This is a genomic window from Allorhizobium sp. NPDC080224 (assembly GCF_050281005.1).
GTDB lineage: Bacteria > Pseudomonadota > Alphaproteobacteria > Rhizobiales > Rhizobiaceae > Allorhizobium.
Genome location: NZ_JBNNWJ010000002.1, coordinates 234,124 through 251,563 on the forward strand (window position 1 = coordinate 234,124; position 17,440 = coordinate 251,563).

At 61.0% G+C, this 17,440-nt stretch carries 12 protein-coding genes; 11 read left to right on the forward strand and 1 reads right to left on the reverse strand.

What is annotated here, in order from left to right:
• Positions 1 to 13: 13 nt before the first annotated feature.
• From ACQKP1_RS19450 to ACQKP1_RS19490, 9 genes are all read left to right on the forward strand, one after another.
• Positions 14 to 922 carry a carbohydrate ABC transporter permease gene (locus tag ACQKP1_RS19450; RefSeq protein WP_427276637.1) on the forward strand — a complete coding sequence of 303 codons (909 nt, stop codon included), beginning with the start codon at positions 14 to 16 and terminating at the stop codon, positions 920 to 922.
• On the forward strand, positions 922 to 1,773 hold the full coding sequence (locus tag ACQKP1_RS19455) for a carbohydrate ABC transporter permease (RefSeq protein ID WP_136539364.1): 852 nt from the start codon (positions 922 to 924) through the stop codon (positions 1,771 to 1,773). The genes ACQKP1_RS19450 and ACQKP1_RS19455 overlap by 1 nt, the downstream gene beginning before the upstream one ends.
• Entirely contained in the window at positions 1,770 to 3,875 is a 2,106-nt protein-coding gene (locus ACQKP1_RS19460; RefSeq protein ID WP_427276638.1) for an alpha-galactosidase, read from the forward strand. The genes ACQKP1_RS19455 and ACQKP1_RS19460 overlap by 4 nt, the downstream gene beginning before the upstream one ends.
• Positions 3,868 to 4,959 carry an ABC transporter ATP-binding protein gene (locus ACQKP1_RS19465; RefSeq protein WP_427276639.1) on the forward strand — a complete coding sequence of 364 codons (1,092 nt, stop codon included), beginning with the start codon at positions 3,868 to 3,870 and terminating at the stop codon, positions 4,957 to 4,959. Before ACQKP1_RS19460 ends, ACQKP1_RS19465 begins: the two co-directional genes overlap by 8 nt.
• Positions 4,959 to 6,890, forward strand: coding sequence for a beta-galactosidase (locus ACQKP1_RS19470; RefSeq protein WP_427276640.1), 1,932 nt, complete (start codon positions 4,959 to 4,961; stop codon positions 6,888 to 6,890). The genes ACQKP1_RS19465 and ACQKP1_RS19470 overlap by 1 nt, the downstream gene beginning before the upstream one ends.
• Positions 6,891 to 7,009: 119 nt before the next feature.
• Positions 7,010 to 7,867 (forward strand): SDR family oxidoreductase, encoded by an 858-nt coding sequence (locus tag ACQKP1_RS19475; protein ID WP_427276641.1) that lies wholly within the window; start codon positions 7,010 to 7,012, stop codon positions 7,865 to 7,867.
• Between the two features lie 42 nt (positions 7,868 to 7,909).
• Complete coding sequence (locus ACQKP1_RS19480) at positions 7,910 to 8,716, forward strand: alkaline phosphatase family protein (RefSeq protein ID WP_427276642.1); 807 nt, start codon at positions 7,910 to 7,912, stop codon at positions 8,714 to 8,716.
• Between the two features lie 68 nt (positions 8,717 to 8,784).
• Complete coding sequence (locus ACQKP1_RS19485; protein WP_427276643.1) at positions 8,785 to 9,522, forward strand: SDR family oxidoreductase; 738 nt, start codon at positions 8,785 to 8,787, stop codon at positions 9,520 to 9,522.
• Positions 9,516 to 11,054 (forward strand): cryptochrome/photolyase family protein, encoded by a 1,539-nt coding sequence (locus ACQKP1_RS19490; protein ID WP_427276644.1) that lies wholly within the window; start codon positions 9,516 to 9,518, stop codon positions 11,052 to 11,054. Before ACQKP1_RS19485 ends, ACQKP1_RS19490 begins: the two co-directional genes overlap by 7 nt.
• Before the next feature lie 13 nt (positions 11,055 to 11,067).
• On the opposite strand, the gene ACQKP1_RS19495 is transcribed toward ACQKP1_RS19490, so the two are convergent.
• Entirely contained in the window at positions 11,068 to 12,813 is a 1,746-nt protein-coding gene (locus tag ACQKP1_RS19495; protein ID WP_427276645.1) for a glucan ABC transporter ATP-binding protein/ permease, read from the reverse strand.
• Between the two features lie 279 nt (positions 12,814 to 13,092).
• Here ACQKP1_RS19495 and ACQKP1_RS19500 point away from each other — a divergent pair, with 279 nt between their 5' ends.
• Both ACQKP1_RS19500 and pyc read left to right on the forward strand, forming a co-directional pair.
• The gene (locus tag ACQKP1_RS19500) at positions 13,093 to 13,830 is read left to right on the forward strand and encodes a LuxR family transcriptional regulator (RefSeq protein WP_203019839.1); all 738 of its coding nucleotides are present in this window, start codon (positions 13,093 to 13,095) and stop codon (positions 13,828 to 13,830) included.
• 117 nt (positions 13,831 to 13,947) lie between these two features.
• Entirely contained in the window at positions 13,948 to 17,409 is a 3,462-nt protein-coding gene (gene pyc, locus ACQKP1_RS19505; RefSeq protein ID WP_427276646.1) for a pyruvate carboxylase, read from the forward strand.
• Positions 17,410 to 17,440: the final 31 nt, after the last annotated feature.

Here is a 17,440-nt window from a genome sequence, read left to right on the forward strand (position 1 = left end):
CAGAGGTGCCGCCATGAGCAACACCGTTCCTTCGTCGTCCGGCTTCTGGAAGCGAAACCAGCAAAAATACGCGCCGTTTCTGTTCCTGGCGCCCGGCATGCTGATGTTCCTGATCTACGTGCTCGTTCCGATCTTCGAGTCGATCTGGATCAGCTTTCACGACTGGGACGGTCTCGGCGCCATGACCTGGATTGGCTTTGGCAACTATGCCGAGCTCATGGATGACGATTCCTTTTACACGTCGCTCTACAACAACGTGATTTGGCTGGTGCTCTATCTCCTGTCGATCCCGGCGGGCCTTGCCGTCGCGCTCTTCCTCAACCAGACGGTCACCGGCATCCGGCTCTACAAGTCGCTGTTCTTCTTTCCCTTCGTGATCAGTCAGGTCGTCGTTGGCCTGATGTTCACGTGGTTTTACGCGCCGGATTTCGGTCTGTTTTCGAAGCTTACGGAGATCCTGTTCGGCCAGCAGATCGCCGTGCTCGCCGATGAGCGCTACGTCACCTACGGCATCATCGTTGCCGGTCTCTGGCCGCAGACGGCCTATTGCATGATCCTTTATCTGACCGGTCTCAACAACATCAATCCGGAACAGGTGGAAGCCGCCCGCATGGACGGCGCCAAGGGCTTGAAGCTGCTCTGGTACGTGATCCTGCCGCAGCTCGCGCCGGCCACCTTCATTGCCATGGTCGTCACTGTCATCGGCTCGCTGCGCTCCTTCGACCTTGTCTCCATCATGACGGCCGGCGGTCCCTACGGGTCGAGCCAGGTGCTTTCTTACTTCATGTATGAGCAGGCACTCTCCGAATACGGCTTCCGCATGGGCTACGGCGCTTCGATCGCGGTCGTCCTGTTCCTCATCATGATGGTCTTCATCTCGCTCTTCATCGTCCGCATGCTCGCCCAGGAAAGGAACGCCTGATGTTCCCCACTCCGATCCAGAAGGCCTCGCCCTTTGCGCAGACGGCCTACAAGATCCTGCTGCCGGTGGCACTTTTCCTCTGGCTCCTGCCGCTGATCGGCGTTGCCATCACATCGGTGCGCCCGGCGGGTGACTTGGCCGCCGGGAACTATTTCGGCATCCCCTCGGGCTTTGCCGGTTTCGAGAACTATTCGGCCGTCTTCAACAACTCGCCGATCGGCTATTACATCCTGAATTCGTTCAAGGTGACGATCCCGACCGTCATTGGGGCGGTCGCGCTTTCCTGCCTCACCGGCTTTGCGCTTGCGGTCTACAAATTCAAGGGCAATCTCGTCCTGTTCTTCATGTTCGTCGCCGGCAACTTCATCCCGTTCCAGATCCTGATGGTGCCGGTGCGTGACATGACGCTGCGTGCCGGTCTCTACGACACGACGATGGGCCTCGTGCTCTTCCATGTCGCCTTCCAGACCGGCTTCTGCACGCTGTTCATGCGCAATTTCATCAAGGGCCTGCCCTTTGCGCTGATCGAATCGGCCCGCGTCGAGGGCGTCTCGGAATGGCGGATCTTCCGCTATATCGTGCTGCCGCTGATGCGCCCGGCGATTGCAGCGCTGTCCGTGCTGATCTTCACCTTCGTCTGGAACGACTACTTCTGGGCGACGGTTCTCGTGCAGGGTCAGCATGCCATGCCGGTTACCGCCGGGCTCTATTCGCTGAACGGCCAGTGGGTGGCCGCCTGGCATCTCGTCTCCGCCGGCTCGATCGTCGCGGCCTTGCCGCCTGTCGCCATGTTCTTCCTGATGCAGCGCCACTTCATCGCTGGCCTCACACTCGGAGCGACCAAGGGATGAGTGAAATAATCATCATCGATTCGGGCCAGCTGTCGCTGAGCCTGCGCCTGCCGGACCTCGGCATGCCGGAGATCCTGTCCTTCGGGGCGGAGCCTGTCGAACCCGATCCCTTGTTCGCGATCGAACGGTCAAGCCGCGTCAACGGCATGGACGTGGCGGTACCCTCGTCCGTTCTCCTGCCGACAGGCGGCATGGGCTTCTTCGGCTGGCCGGCGATTGCAGGTCATCGTGGGGGGCGTGACTTCGTCGCACAGTTCGGCGGCTGGACTGTTAGCCGAGATGGCAATCGCACGGTGCTGACCGGTATCGATGCCGTCGCGAATCTATCGCTTGCCATCACGCTGACGGCGCATACCTCCGGCCTCATTTCGATGGCGACGAAGCTGACCAATCGCGGCGACACGGACTATCAGCTCGATCGCTGCATGGCCGGCACCTTCCTTGCACCGGCAGGTGACCTGCAGGTGATGAGCTTTACCGGCATCTGGGGGCGTGAGTTCCAGACGCGGCGCGAGCTGCTCGGCAATGGCACCTGGATCCAGGAAAATCGTCGTGGGCGTACGTCCCATGATCGCTTTCCGATGCTGTTCATCGAAAGCGAGACCCAGATATTCGGCGTCACGCTTGGCTTCAGCGGCAACCACCAGATGGTCATCGACCGCACCGATGACGGACGGCGCCTCGTACATCTCGGTGAGCTGTTCGAACCGGGTGAGATCATCCTTGGTCCGGGCGAAAGCTATGAAAGCCCGATTGCCTATGCAGGCGCGGATACCGAAGACTTCCATGCCTTCGTTCGCGAAGAGCTGACGACCTGGCCAGATGGTCGGATGGCGCCGCGCCCGGTGACGCTCAACACCTGGGAAGGCAATTACTTCGACCACCAGATGGACTCGCTGAAAGCCCAGGCGACAGCGGCTGCCGAACTCGGCATCGAGCGCTTCGTGCTCGACGACGGCTGGTTCGGCAAGCGCGACAACGACACAACGAGCCTTGGCGACTGGGATATCGATGCCCGCAAATATCCCGACGGCTTGAAGCCGCTGGTGGACCATGTCACAGGCCTTGGTATGCAGTTTGGCATTTGGTTCGAGCCTGAGATGGTGAACCCGGTTTCCGAACTGTACAAGGCGCATCCCGACTGGGCGCTGACGATCGAGGGTCGTCCGATCCTCGAATCGCGCACCCAGCTGGTGCTGGATCTGACCCGCCCCGAAGTCTCCGACTATCTCTTCAGCAAGATCGATGCGGTGCTCTCCAACCACGCCGTTTCCTACATCAAGTGGGACATGAACCGCGATCTGACGCATGCCGCGGGTCGCGATGGCAAGGCGAAGATCGCGGCGCAGACGCGTGCCGTCTATGCGCTGATGGACCGCATTCGTGCCGCTCATCCCAACGTCGAAATCGAAAGCTGCGCCTCCGGTGGCGGACGTATCGATTACGGCGCCTTGAAGCGCACCCATCGCGTCTGGACGTCCGATTGCACGGATGCGTTCGAGCGGCTGGAGATCCAGCGCGGCGCTTCGGTCTTCGTGCCGCCGGAAATTCTCGGCAGCCATATCTCGGCCTCGCCGAACCATCAGACCGGTCGTCGCCATACGCTCGCCTTCCGGGCGCTCGTGGCCATCGCCTATCATCTCGGTGTGGAGCTGAACCCGCTCGAACTTACCGATGAGGAACGCGACGATCTCAAGGTCTATATCGAGACCTACAAGCGGCTGCGCGATCTCTTCCATGCGCCGGGCGCCAGCTTCCGCATGGAGCCGCTCGACGGTCGCTATGTCTGGGGTGCCGCTTCCGCCGAGAAGATCGTCGTGATCGTCGCCCAGGGGCCGCAGATGGTGGGCGAACAGCCAGCACCTCTGCGTCTGCCCGATCAGGTCACTCAGTTTGGTGGCCAGTGGCGGATCAAGACCGTGCTGCCGGCAGAACCGCAATTCATCCGCATCTCCGAGGGTCAGAAAGCGCTGCTTTCCGGTGCCGTCACCTTCGCGCTTTCCAGTGCCGGACTTGCCGGCCTGCCGCTGCCGATGCTGACGCCCGAAAGCGCTCTTCTCCTCGAACTCGAACCGATCAAGGGAGGCAAGACCCATGGCTGATGTAAGCCTGCGTGGCGTCAAGAAACAGTTCGGCGCGCTTAGCGTCATCAAGGGTGTGGATCTCGACGTCAAGGACGGCGAGTTCTGCGTCTTCGTCGGCCCCTCCGGCTGCGGCAAGTCCACGCTTCTGCGCATGATTGCTGGTCTCGAGGACATCACCGAGGGTTCGCTTGCGATCGGCGGCCAGGACATGACCAGCATCGGCCCGTCCGAGCGCGGCGTCGCCATGGTTTTCCAGTCCTATGCGCTTTATCCGCATATGACCGTCGAGGAAAACATCGGCTTCGGTCTGAAGATGACCGGCCATTCCAAGGCTCTGATTGCCGAGCGCACGGCGGTTGCCGCGAAGATGCTGCAGCTTGAGCCCCTTCTGCAGCGCAAGCCCGGCCAGCTTTCCGGCGGCCAGCGTCAGCGCGTCGCCATCGGCCGCGCCATCGTCCGCAATCCGGAAGTCTTCCTGTTCGACGAACCGCTGTCGAACCTTGATGCAGCACTTCGCGTCCAGATGCGCACGGAGCTTTCCAAGCTGCATCAGGACCTCAAGGCGACGATGATTTACGTGACGCATGACCAGGTGGAGGCCATGACCATGGCCGACAAGATCGTCGTGCTATCGGCCGGCAAGATCGAGCAGGTCGGCTCGCCGCTCGAACTTTACCATCGCCCGAACAATCTCTTCGTTGCCGGCTTCATCGGCTCGCCGAAGATGAATTTCCTCAAGGTTCAGGTCTCGTCGGCCGAGGGTGCTGCCGTGGTCCGCCTGCCTGGGCCCGATATTTCGATCCCGACGCATGGGGCGAGCGCTCCAGCGGGTGAGATGACCTTCGGCCTGCGTCCCGAGCATATCGACGCGACCGGCAAGGGCGATGTCGTGATCGAAGCGACCGTCAAGCTTGCCGAATATCTGGGGTCTGAGACGCTGTTCTTCGTCACGCTTGCCGATGGCTCGGAGCTTGCGGTCAAGGCCGATGGCCTGGCCAGCGAAAAGCCTGGCCAGACGCTGCGCCTCGGCATCAATGCCAAGGCCTGCCATCTGTTCGACAAGGACGGCAAGGCCGTCATCAATGGGGATCTGACACGATAATGCTGGGCGTCTGCTACTATCCGGAACACTGGGACGAAAGCCGGTGGCGAACCGACGCGCGCCGGATGCGCGAACTCGGCATTTCCTTCGTGCGTATCGGTGAATTCGCCTGGTCTCGCCTGGAGCCCTCGCGCGGCAATTTTACCTTCGAATGGCTCGACCGGGCGATCGACGTGCTGCATGAAGCGGGCCTCAAGGTCGTGCTCGGCACGCCAACGGCCACCCCGCCCAAGTGGCTGGTGGACGAATGCCCCGATATCATCCCCTATGACGAGCAGGGCCGCCCGCGCGGCTTTGGCTCGCGTCGTCACTACACCTTTTCATCGGAGACCTGGTGGAAGGAAAGCGCGCGGATCGTCGAGATCGTCGCCAAGCGCTACGGGACCCATCCCGGCATCGTCGGCTGGCAGACGGACAATGAATATGGCTGTCACGATACGACGGTCTCCTGGGGTCCTGAAGATCTGAAGAGCTTCAAGCGCTGGCTGCTGCTGCGCTACCAGTCCACCGACCAGCTCAACGAAGCCTGGGGTTCGGTCTTCTGGTCGATGGAGCTTTCGAGCTTCGACGATGTCGCCCTGCCGAACCTGACGGTGACGGAGCCAAACCCGGCGACGCGTCTCGACTTCTGGCGTTTCCATTCGGATCAGGTCGCGGCTTACGACAAGATGCAGTGCGAGATCATCCGCAAGCATTCGCCCGGTCGCTGGGTCACCCATAACTTCATGGGCTTCGTGTCCGACTTCGACCACTTCAACGTTGGCGACAATCTCGATCTGGCCTCTTGGGACAGCTATCCGATCGGCTTCGTCGAGAAGTTCCCCTTCACCGAAGACGAACGCAATCGCTGGGCCGAGACCTCGCATCCCGATATCGCGCCCTATCACCACGATCTCTACCGCGCCGTCGGCAAGGGGCGCTTCTGGGTGATGGAGCAGCAGCCGGGTCCGGTGAACTGGGCGCCGTGGAACCCCGTGCCGAAGCCTGGCATGGTGCGTCTGTGGACCTGGGAGGCGCTCGCGCATGGCGCTGATGTCGTCAGCTATTTCCGCTGGCGCCAGGCGCCCTTTGCTCAGGAACAGATGCATGCGGGCTTGAACCTGCCCGGCCTCGACGAGTGGTCGCCGGGTGGCAAGGAAGCCATGCAGGTCTCTGACGAGCTGGCCGCCCTCGGCGCTCTCCCCGAGACGAGCAAGGCACCCGTAGCGCTGGTCTTCGACTATCAGAGCTACTGGTCGACGATGATCCAGCCGCAGGGCAAGGATTTCCGGTACGAGGAGCTCTGCTTCCGCTGGTACGAGGCCCTTCGCCATCTCGGTCTGAACGTCGATTTCGTCCGTCCGGGCGCGTCGCTCGAGGGTTATCCGCTGGTTGTCGTGCCCTGCATGACGGAAGTGACCGAAGCGGCGCGGGCCGAGCTCGAAAAGGCCAAAGGTGTCGTGGTGATCGGTGCCCGCACGGGTTCGCGCGAGCGCAATTTCCGCATTCCGGAAAACCTGCCGCCGGGTCCGCTGGGCGCACTCACGGGCAATCGCGTCATTCAGGTCTCCTCGATGCGCCCCGGGCTCTCGGATCGCGTTTCTGGCAAAGTGTCGGGTCATGCGATCCGTTGGCGGGAATATGTCGAGACATCGGCTTCGGTGCTCGCCACCTTCGACAATGGTGATCCGGCGCTCACCGAAAAAGACAATGTGCTCTATCTTGCCTGCTGGGCGGATGCAGGGCTGCTGGCCGAGGTGTTGGAACTGGCGACGAAGAAGGCCGGTGTTGCCACGCTGCCGGTGCCGGACTTCATTCGTATCCGCCGTCGCGGCGATCTGGTCTTTGCCTTCAACTACGGAACAGAAGACTGGACGCTCCCTGAAGGTGCCGTTCCCGTACTGGGTGAGAGGGTCCTGAGACCGCAGGCGCTCGCCGCCTGGCGTGCCTGATTTCGACATGTTCGAGGGCCGGCGTCACGCCGGCCCTGTTCATTTGCTGGTACCGTTTTCCGGAACCCATCCATGGCTCACCGGTTTGACCCTCGACATCAGCAACGAGGAGATGACCCATGGCCGACTATCCCACGCCGCCCCTTCCACAGAAGAAGGTTCCGATGCCGGGCCGCACCGCAGACATGAATCCGCGGCCCGATCATGGTGAAGAGAGCTATAAGGGGTCGAGCAAGCTCGAAGGGCTGAAGGCGATCATTACCGGCGGCGACAGCGGGATCGGCCGGGCCGTGGCGATCGCCTATGCACGCGAAGGCGCCGATGTGCTGATCTCCTATATCGAGGAGGACGAGGACGCGCAGGATACCGCCCGTTGGGTGGAAAAGGCTGGGCGCAAGGCCGTGCTGGTCCGAGGCGACATTCAGAGCGCCGATCATTGCCGAGAGATCGTGGACACGGCGGTTCGTGAACTCGGCGGCGTCGATATTCTCGTCAACAATGCCGCCCACCAGGCCACCTTCGACGACATCACTGAAATCCCGGATGAAGAGTGGGAACTGACGTTTCGGGTCAACATCCACGCGATGTTCTATCTGACGAAAGCCGCCGTTCCACACATGACCAATGGAGGATCGATCATCAACACCGCGTCGATCAATTCGGACAGCCCCAATCCGTCATTGCTCGCCTATGCCACGACCAAGGGCGCGATCCAGAACTTTACGGCTGGGCTTGCGCAGATGCTGGCGGAAAAAAACATCCGGGCCAATGCCGTGGCACCAGGCCCGATCTGGACGCCACTCATCCCCTCGACCATGCCGGAAGAGAAGGTCGAGAACTTCGGAAAACAGGTGCCGATGAAGCGGCCCGGGCAACCGGCCGAATTGCAAACGGCCTATGTGATGCTCGCCGATCCGCTATCGAGCTACGTGTCCGGCGCGACGATCGCTGTCACAGGCGGGAAGCCCATAATCTAAGTCGGTCTTGCCTTTGGTGCGCGGCGTGGCAAGTTGCGCGCCATGAACAAAGTGATCCTGATCGTTCTCGACGGGCTGCGTTACGATGCGGCCCGTGCCTGTCTCGGCTACATGGAAGGTCTCGTGGCTGCGGGCCGCGCCGATGTGCGCAAGCTGACCTGCGAGTTGCCGGCTATGTCGCGTCCGCTCTACGAGACGCTGATGACTGGGCGGAGGCCCGTGGACCACGGTGTCGTCAGCAATGGCGTGGTACGGCGCTCGGTGGGGGATAATCTTTTCGCACGAGTTCGCGCGCAGGGTGGAGTGACGGCTGCGGCGGCCTATCACTGGGTGTCAGAGCTCTATGTCTCCTGCCCGTTCGACCGGTATCGCGATCGCATTCTGGTCGATGGCACGGGTGATGTAACCCACGGTGTCTTCTATTGGGACGATGCCTATCCGGACAGTCATCTCTTCGCCGAGGCGGAGTGGCTGATCCGTGCCAAGGCGCCGGACTTCCTCCTGCTCCATCCGATGAATGTCGATGATGCCGGCCATAAACATGGTGGCAACAGCGTCGGGTACCGAAATGCGGCGCGGGTGCAGGGCGATCTTCTCGCTCGACATTTGCCGGGTTGGATTGAGGCCGGTTATGATGTGATCGTCACTGCCGATCACGGCATGGGGGATGATGGCAATCATGCGGGGCCGACGCCCCAGGAGACCGAGGTGCCGTTCTACACGGTCGGTTCCCGAGTCGGTCTGGATGGTGCGCTCAAGCAAACCGAGATTGCGGGACTGATCTGTCGGCTTATGGACATCGATCCCGGCGCGATGCCGGCTTTCGAAGGCACCATCGAGCGCCTCTGAGACAATCTGTGCCTGATCCGGTTTGCCTGCCTGCCGTAGTGGGTAGCACAGACCAGCAGGAGATCCAGATGTCCGACTTTTCCGGAATGACGTCCCTCTTTTCCGGAATGACGTCCCTCAATCCCGGCTACCGCGCGCTTGTGCTCGGATCGAGCGGAGGCATCGGCGGCGCCTTTGCTGCCGCCATCAAGGCCGATCCTGCCTGTGGTGGCGTGACCGAGTTGTCGCGTAGTCGCGACGGGTTCGATATCACCGATGATGCCTCTGTCGGTGCGGCGGCAGCCCGCTTCTCCGAAGGGGGCCAGAGATTCGATCTCATTCTCTGTGCGACGGGTGCGCTTGTCATCAATGGCAATGGCCCGGAAAAGACGATCAAGGCGATCCAAGGTGATGTGATGGCGGCGCAGTTTGCGCTGAACGCCATCGGCCCGGCGCTGGCGCTGAAGCACTTCGCGCCGCTGCTCTCCAACGAGGGCAAGAGCGTGTTTGCCACGCTGTCGGCACGGGTCGGGTCGATCGGCGACAACAAGCTTGGCGGCTGGATCTCCTACCGCTCGGCCAAGGCGGCGCTGAACCAGATCACCCGGACCTCGGCGATTGAAATCGCTCGTCTGCGAGCGAAGAGTGTGGTGGTGGCGCTGCATCCGGGTTCGGTGGATACCGGCTTTTCGGGTGGCTTCTCCAAGGCGCATGACAAGATACAGCCGGGCGAGAGCGTCGCCATGATGCTGTCGGTGCTGGATGAGCTTGAACCGTCGCAGACGGGCGGCTTCTTTGCCTATGACGGCCAGCCGATCGAATGGTGAAGGCGTCGCGTATCCATCTCGTTCTCGGGGATCAGCTCAGTCACTCCCTGTCAGCGCTCGCCGATGTCGAACCTGAAAACTCGCTGGTGCTCATGGCGGAAGTCATGAGCGAGGCGACTTATGTGAAGCATCACAAGAAGAAGATCGCCTTTCTCTTTTCCGCCATGCGGCACTTTGCCGAGGACTTGAGAGAGAAGGGGCTTACCGTCCGTTACGTCACCCTGGACGATCCCGAAAACACGCAGAGCCTGAAAGGCGAGCTTGTCCGCGCTCTAGCCGAGATCGGCGCAACCTCCGTCGTCGTGACGGAATGCGGGGAGTGGCGTCTGGCGGACGAGATGTGGGGCTGGGAAGCCGCTCTCGGTGTGCCGGTCGAGATCCGCGAGGATGATCGCTTTCTCTGTTCGATCGAAGACTTCCGGGAATGGCGCAAGGGCCGCAAACAGTTGCGCATGGAGTATTTCTATCGCGACATGCGCCGGCGTCACCGCGTGCTGCTGGAAGGCGAGGAGCCGGTCGGCGGCAAATGGAACTTCGATGCCGAGAACCGCAAGCCACCGGCAGAGGGGCTGAAGGGGCCAAATCGGATCAGCCACCGAAAGGATGCGATCACGAAGTCCGTGCTGGCTCTGGTCGAAGAGCGCTTCGCCGGCCACATGGGCTCGCTCGACAGTTTCCATTTTGCCGTGACCGCTGATCAGGCGGAGATGGAGCTTCAGCAGTTCATCGACGAGATCTTGCCCAATTTTGGCGACTATCAGGACGCGATGGTGAAAGGCGAGCCCTATCTCTATCACTCGCTTGTTTCCTCCTACATCAATGCCGGCCTACTCATGCCGATCGACGTCATCCGCCGGGCGGAGGCCGCCTGGTTCGAGGGTCGTGCACCGCTCAATGCCGTCGAGGGCTTCATCCGGCAGATCCTCGGCTGGCGCGAATATGTCCGCGGCATCTACTGGACGGAGATGCCCGACTATGCGGCGCTCAACCATCTTGTCGCAACCCGTCCGTTGCCGCAGATGTACTGGACGGCGAAGACCGACATGGCCTGCATGAAGGGTGCGGTCGGCGATACGATCGAACACGCCTATTCGCATCATATCCAGCGGCTGATGGTGACGGGCAACTTCGCGATGCTGGCCGGGATCAATCCTGCAGAAGTCTGCGAATGGTATCTTGCCGTCTATTCCGATGCCTACGAATGGGTCGAATTGCCGAATACGCTCGGCATGGCGCTTTATGGCGACGGCGGGATCATGGCGAGCAAGCCCTATGCGGCGAGCGGCAAATATATCGACCGGATGAGCAATTTCTGCGGCGGCTGTCGTTACGATCCGAAGCTGACGACGGGCCCAAAGGCCTGTCCGTTTAACGCGCTCTACTGGGACTTCCTCGATCGCAATACGGAGAAGCTGGCGCGCAATCCGCGGCTTTCCAACATGTATGCGACCTGGCGGCGGATGGATCCTTTCAAGCAGGACGCCATTCGCAAGCATGCCGCCCAGGTGCTTGAGACGCTCAATACGATCTGAGCGGTGTCACCGTTCAGATCGCCGGGCTCGGCTCTTCCTTGAGCAGGCCGCTGGTGCGCAGAAGTGAGGTGAATCGGCCACCGAGAGCGCTCAGCTCGTCGTAATTGCCCTTTTCGATGACCCGACCGTGATCGAGGAAGATGACCAGGTCGGCTTCGCGAATGGTTGAGAGGCGGTGGGCGATGATGAAGGTGGTGCGGTTCTTTCTGAGCCGATCGATCGCCTGCTTGACCCGGGCTTCGGTCTCCACGTCAAGCGCACTGGTCGCTTCGTCGAGGACGAGGATCGGCGCGTTCTTCAGGATTGCGCGGGCGATGGCAATGCGCTGGCGCTCGCCACCCGACAGCCGGTTGCCGCGCTCGCCGACATGGGTGTCGAAGCCGATCATGCGGCTTTCAATGAAGTCGGTCGCTGCTGCGGCTTCGGCCGCCTGAATGATTTCCTCCTCGGTCGCGTCTTCGCGTCCCAGGCGGATATTCTCCTTGATCGAGCGGTTCAGGAGGCCCGCATCCTGAAAGACGGTTGCGATCGCATGGCGCAACGACTTGCGGGTCACCTTGGCGATGTCCTGGCCGTCGATCAGGATTTGGCCCGACTGCGGATCGTAGACCCGCTGCAACAGATTGATAAGCGTGGTTTTCCCGGCGCCCGTTGGTCCGACGATCGCGACCGTCTGGCCGGCACGGACGTGGAAGGAAATGTCGCGTACGCCTTGCGTGGTCGAGGCAAAGTCAAAGCATACATCGCGGAACTCGACGTCACCCTGGACCGGCTTCAGATCGGCGGCTCCGGCGCGCTCTTCCCGTTCCTGGACCGCGTCTTCCAGCTTGTAGAAGTCCTCTAACTTCGAGCGTGCCTCGAAGATCTGGTTGATGAAGGTGATCATCTGGTCGAGGCGGGCAATCAGCAGGCCGGCAAAACCGGTAAAGGCGATGATGTCGCCGACCTTCAATTCGCCTCGCTGGACCAGAAGCGTGCCGATCACGAGTATGACCAGCATCGAGAGTGTCGAAGCGATGCGGTTCAGGGCACCCGCCAGCGCCCACCAGTCGAGAACCGGGTACTGGGCGGAGAGCAGCTTCGTCGTGTATTCCTTGAGTGCCCGGGTTTCGGCCTCGATGCGGTTGTAGCTGTGCAGGACGGAGACGTTGCTGATCGAGTCGCTCACATGGGAGAAGACCGTGTGATAATGGCCTTCCACCGAGGCCTGGCCTTCCTTGGTCCTATTCATCACGGTCTTGCCGATGATGACATAGAGAACAGCGAGGATGATCAGGACCGATGTGAGCCGCACGTCCATCGAGAAGGCCGTCGGAATCAACAGGGCGAGGGCGACGGCGGTCGCCAAATGCGTGCGCATGAATTCCAGCCAAAGCCCGAACAGCGTCTCGCCTGCGCGCAACAACGTATGCAGGGCATTCGAGGTGCCGCGCGTGTGGTGCCAGCTGAGCGGCATGGAAATGATCTTGCCGAATGATTCGGTCAGCAGATCGGCACGGCGACCATGCGCCAGTCGATCGGCCTGGCGGGCGACAAGCACATAGGCGACCGTGTTGAATACACCGAAGCAGCCCCAGGCGATCAGGATTCCCGTGGCGTCGCGCTTTTCCGAGATCGCATCGATGATGCGACCGAAAAGAATGGGCTCCAGGATCGTAATGACAGCGAGAACGACGTTCGCGGCGACGACGAGGGAAACTCGCAACTTGTAACTTGCAAGGTATTTCAGGGCTTTGAAATAGACTTGGAGCAGGGACAACTGGGTTTACCTTTGTCTGATGTCGCGAAACTCGCCGAATTTTCCGCTCGCGCAGTCCGCCAGCCAGAAAGGATGCCTAATGCGACAGCCATGCTGCCGCAAGATCCCACCGACGCCAGACAGCGCTTGATGGTCGGTCGAAGCTAGAATTCCGCACGCCGCCATAGGTTTCCAATAACCCATTTTGACGGTAAACGTTCAAATTGCTTCGCGTGGCCGAAAAGCCGTCGCTCGTGGCTTTTTAATGGTAATTTTAGACGCGCATTTTGGAGAGACTTTGTGAATATCAACCAATTGCTGCATTTCCTTGTCATCGTCGACGAATGCCGATCGGCAGCCGAGGTTGTTTCGGAGCTGGAGAAACTGGTTCGAGGCTATGGCTTCGAGTATTATGGGGTTGTTCGCCAGCCGAAGCCGGACGAGAACCCGATGAACCTCGTCCTCACCGGCCACTGGCCCGAAGGTTGGCCGCAGCTCTACATCGCCAAGAAATACGTCCTGATCGATCCGACGATCCGCTTTCTCGGACAGGCGCATGCCGGATTCCGCTGGCGCGACGCGCTGTACGCCTTCCGCGCCGATCCGCATCGCAAGCGGATGGAGCGCATGCTCGGAGACAGCATGCGTTTCGGGCTGATGGATGGCTACATTTTCCCCGTTCATGGACGCACAGGTCTGCTGGGCAACATGACGGTCGGCGGGCGTCCTGTTGATCTGTCGCCAACTGAGATCGCGCTGTTCGATGCTGTGGCGAAGAAGGCCTATTGGCGTCTGCTCGAGTTCAAGCATGCGAACGAAACGGAGGCTGCCAAGCCGATCGATACGCGGATGACGCGTCGCGAAATGGAAGTGCTGAACTACCTGGCAGATGGGCTGACGTCCAACGAGATCAGCAAGATCCTGAAAATTTCCAATCACACGGTCGACTGGTACATGAATGGTATTCAGGACAAACTAAATGCGAAAAATCGCCAGCATGTCGTGGCTTTGTCGTTTCGTCTCGGCCTGGTGACCTGAGACGGAGCGGAATCTTCTCGAGGTCGACCAAGGCAAATTGAACTTCCTAAAACAACGCGCTATGACTTTTCTTCGCAGGTGCACAATGCCCTGGCATATCGTTTTGGGGAGATCGAATTGCCAATATCCAAGATCCTTGTCGCCAACCGTTCGGAAATCGCGATCCGCGTCTTTCGCGCCGCCAACGAGCTCGGTCTGAAAACGGTCGCCATCTGGGCCGAGGAAGACAAACTCGCGCTGCATCGCTTCAAAGCGGATGAAAGTTACCAGGTTGGTCGCGGTCCGCATCTGGAGAGGGATCTTGGCCCGATCGAAAGCTATCTTTCGATCGATGAAATCATCCGCGTCGCCAAATTGTCGGGCGCCGATGCGATTCATCCGGGCTATGGCCTCCTGTCGGAAAGTCCCGAATTCGTCGATGCCTGCAACGATGCAGGTCTGATTTTCATCGGCCCGAAAAGCGATACGATGCGCCAGCTCGGCAACAAGGTTGCCGCCCGCAATCTCGCCATCAGCGTCGGTGTGCCGGTCGTGCCCGCCACCGACCCCCTGCCGGACGACGAGGCCGAGATCCATCGCTTGGCTGAAGAAATCGGCTACCCGGTCATGCTCAAGGCTTCCTGGGGCGGCGGCGGTCGCGGCATGCGCGCGATCCGTGATCCGAAGGACCTGCTGCGCGAGGTCACGGAAGGCAAGCGCGAAGCGATGGCGGCCTTCGGCAAGGACGAGGTCTACCTCGAGAAGCTTGTCGAGCGCGCCCGTCACGTCGAGAGCCAGGTACTGGGCGACACGCATGGCAATGTCGTGCATCTCTTCGAGCGCGACTGCTCGATCCAGCGCCGCAACCAGAAGGTCGTTGAGCGGGCGCCGGCGCCCTATCTGAACGAAGCGCAGCGCCAGGAATTGGCCGACTATTCGCTCAAGATTGCCAAAGCCACCAACTACATCGGCGCCGGCACCGTCGAGTATCTGATGGATGCCGATACCGGCAAATTCTACTTCATCGAGGTCAATCCGCGCATACAGGTCGAGCACACGGTCACGGAAGTCGTGACAGGCATCGATATCGTCAAGGCGCAGATCCACATTCTGGATGGCCACGCGATCGGGACGCCGGAATCGGGTGTGCCTGATCAGGCCGATATCCGCCTCAACGGTCACGCGCTGCAGTGCCGTATCACCACCGAGGATCCGGAACAGAACTTCATTCCCGACTATGGCCGTATCACCGCCTATCGTTCGGCGGCCGGCTTCGGTATCCGTCTCGACGGTGGCACCGCCTATTCGGGTGCGATCATCACCCGCTACTATGACCCGCTGTTGGTCAAGGTGACGGCGTCGGGCAGCACGCCGCAGGAAGCGATCAGCCGCATGGATCGCGCGCTGCGCGAGTTCCGCATCCGTGGTGTTGCCACCAACCTGACCTTCCTCGAAGCGATCATCGGCCACCCGAGCTTCCGCGACAATTCCTATACGACTCGCTTCATCGACACGACGCCGGAGCTCTTCCAGCAGGTGAAGCGCCAGGATCGCGCGACGAAGCTCCTCACCTATCTCGCCGATGTGACCGTCAACGGCCATCCGGAAGTCAAGGGGCGCCCGAAGCCGCCGGCGGATGCCGCCGAGCCGGTGGTTCCGTTTATCGACGCTGCCATCAAGCCGGGCACCAAGCAGTTGCTCGATGAGCTCGGGCCGAAGAAGTTCGGCGACTGGATGCGCAATGAAAAGCGTATCCTGATGACCGACACGACCATGCGTGACGGCCACCAGTCGCTGCTGGCGACGCGGGTGCGCACACATGATATCGCGAGAATCGCTGACACCTATGCCCGCGCGCTGCCGAACCTCTTCTCGCTGGAATGCTGGGGCGGGGCGACCTTCGACGTCTCCATGCGCTTCCTGACGGAAGATCCGTGGGAGCGTTTGGCCCTGGTGCGTGAAGGCGCGCCGAACCTGCTCCTGCAGATGCTGCTGCGCGGCGCGAACGGCGTCGGCTACAAGAACTATCCCGACAATGTCGTGAAGTATTTCGTCCGCCAGGCGGCCAAGGGCGGGATCGACCTCTTCCGCGTCTTCGACTGCCTGAACTGGGTCGACAACATGCGGGTGTCGATGGATGCCGTCATCGAGGAGAACAAGCTCTGCGAGGCGGTGATCTGCTACACTGGCGATCTCCTCAACTCGGCTCGTCCGAAATACGATCTGAAGTATTACACCGCGCTTGCCGCCGAGCTGGAAAAGGCCGGGGCGCATATCATTGCGGTCAAGGACATGGCGGGCCTGTTGAAGCCGGCCGCCGCCAAGGTGCTGTTCAAGGCCCTGCGTGAAGAGACGGGTCTGCCGATCCATTTCCACACCCATGACACCTCCGGGATTGCGGCTGCGACTGTGCTCGCCGCCGTCGAAGCGGGTGTCGATGCGGTCGACGCTGCCATGGACGCATTCTCCGGAAACACGTCGCAGCCTTGCCTTGGCTCGATCGTCGAGGCCCTGCGCGGCTCCGAACGTGATCCGGGCCTCGATCCGCACTGGATCCGGCGCCTGTCCTTCTACTGGGAAGCCGTGCGCACGCAGTATGCTGCCTTCGAGAGCGACCTCAAGGGGCCGGCTTCGGAAGTCTATCTGCACGAAATGCCGGGTGGTCAGTTCACCAACCTCAAGGAGCAGGCTCGTTCGCTCGGCCTTGAGACGCGCTGGCATGAAGTCGCACAGGCCTATGCCGACGCCAACCAGATGTTCGGCGATATCGTCAAAGTGACGCCGTCGTCCAAGGTCGTCGGCGACATGGCGCTGATGATGGTGAGCCAGGATCTTTCGGTGGCGGATGTCGAGAACCCGGCCAAGGACATCGCCTTCCCGGATTCGGTCGTGTCGATGCTGAAGGGTGATCTCGGTCAGCCGCCCGGTGGTTGGCCGGAAGCATTGCAGAAGAAGGCGCTCAAGGGTGAGCAGGCCTATACGGCCGTGCCCGGTTCCCTGTTGCCGCCAGCCGATCTCGACGCCGAACGCAAGCTGATCGAGGAAAAGCTCGGTCGCGAGGTCAGCGGCTTCGAATTCGCGTCCTACCTGATGTATCCCAAGGTCTTCACCGACTACGCGCTTGCGGCCGACATGTATGGTCCGGTCTCGGTCATCCCGACGCCGCAGTATTTTTATGGACTGCCGGCCGGCGAGGAGCTTTTCGTCGACCTCGAAAAAGGCAAGACGCTCGTCATCGTCAATCAGGCGATTGGCAATACGGACGAGAAGGGCATGGTCACCGTGTTCTTCGAGCTCAACGGCCAGCCTCGCCGTATCAAGGTTCCGGACCGCGCTCATGGTGCCTCTGGTAGCGCCATCCGTCGCAAGGCGGAGACCGGTAATGCCGCACAGCTCGGTGCGCCGATGCCGGGTGTCATCTCGCAGGTTTCCGTGTCTGCCGGCCAGACCGTCAAGTCTGGCGACGTCTTGCTTTCGATCGAAGCGATGAAGATGGAAACGGCGCTGCATGCCGACCGCGACGGGGTGGTTGCGGAAGTGCTCGTGCGGATTGGTGACCAGATCGACGCCAAGGATCTGCTGATCGTCTACTCGGCCTGACAGCCTGCGCGATAAGCCAAAAAGAAAGAGG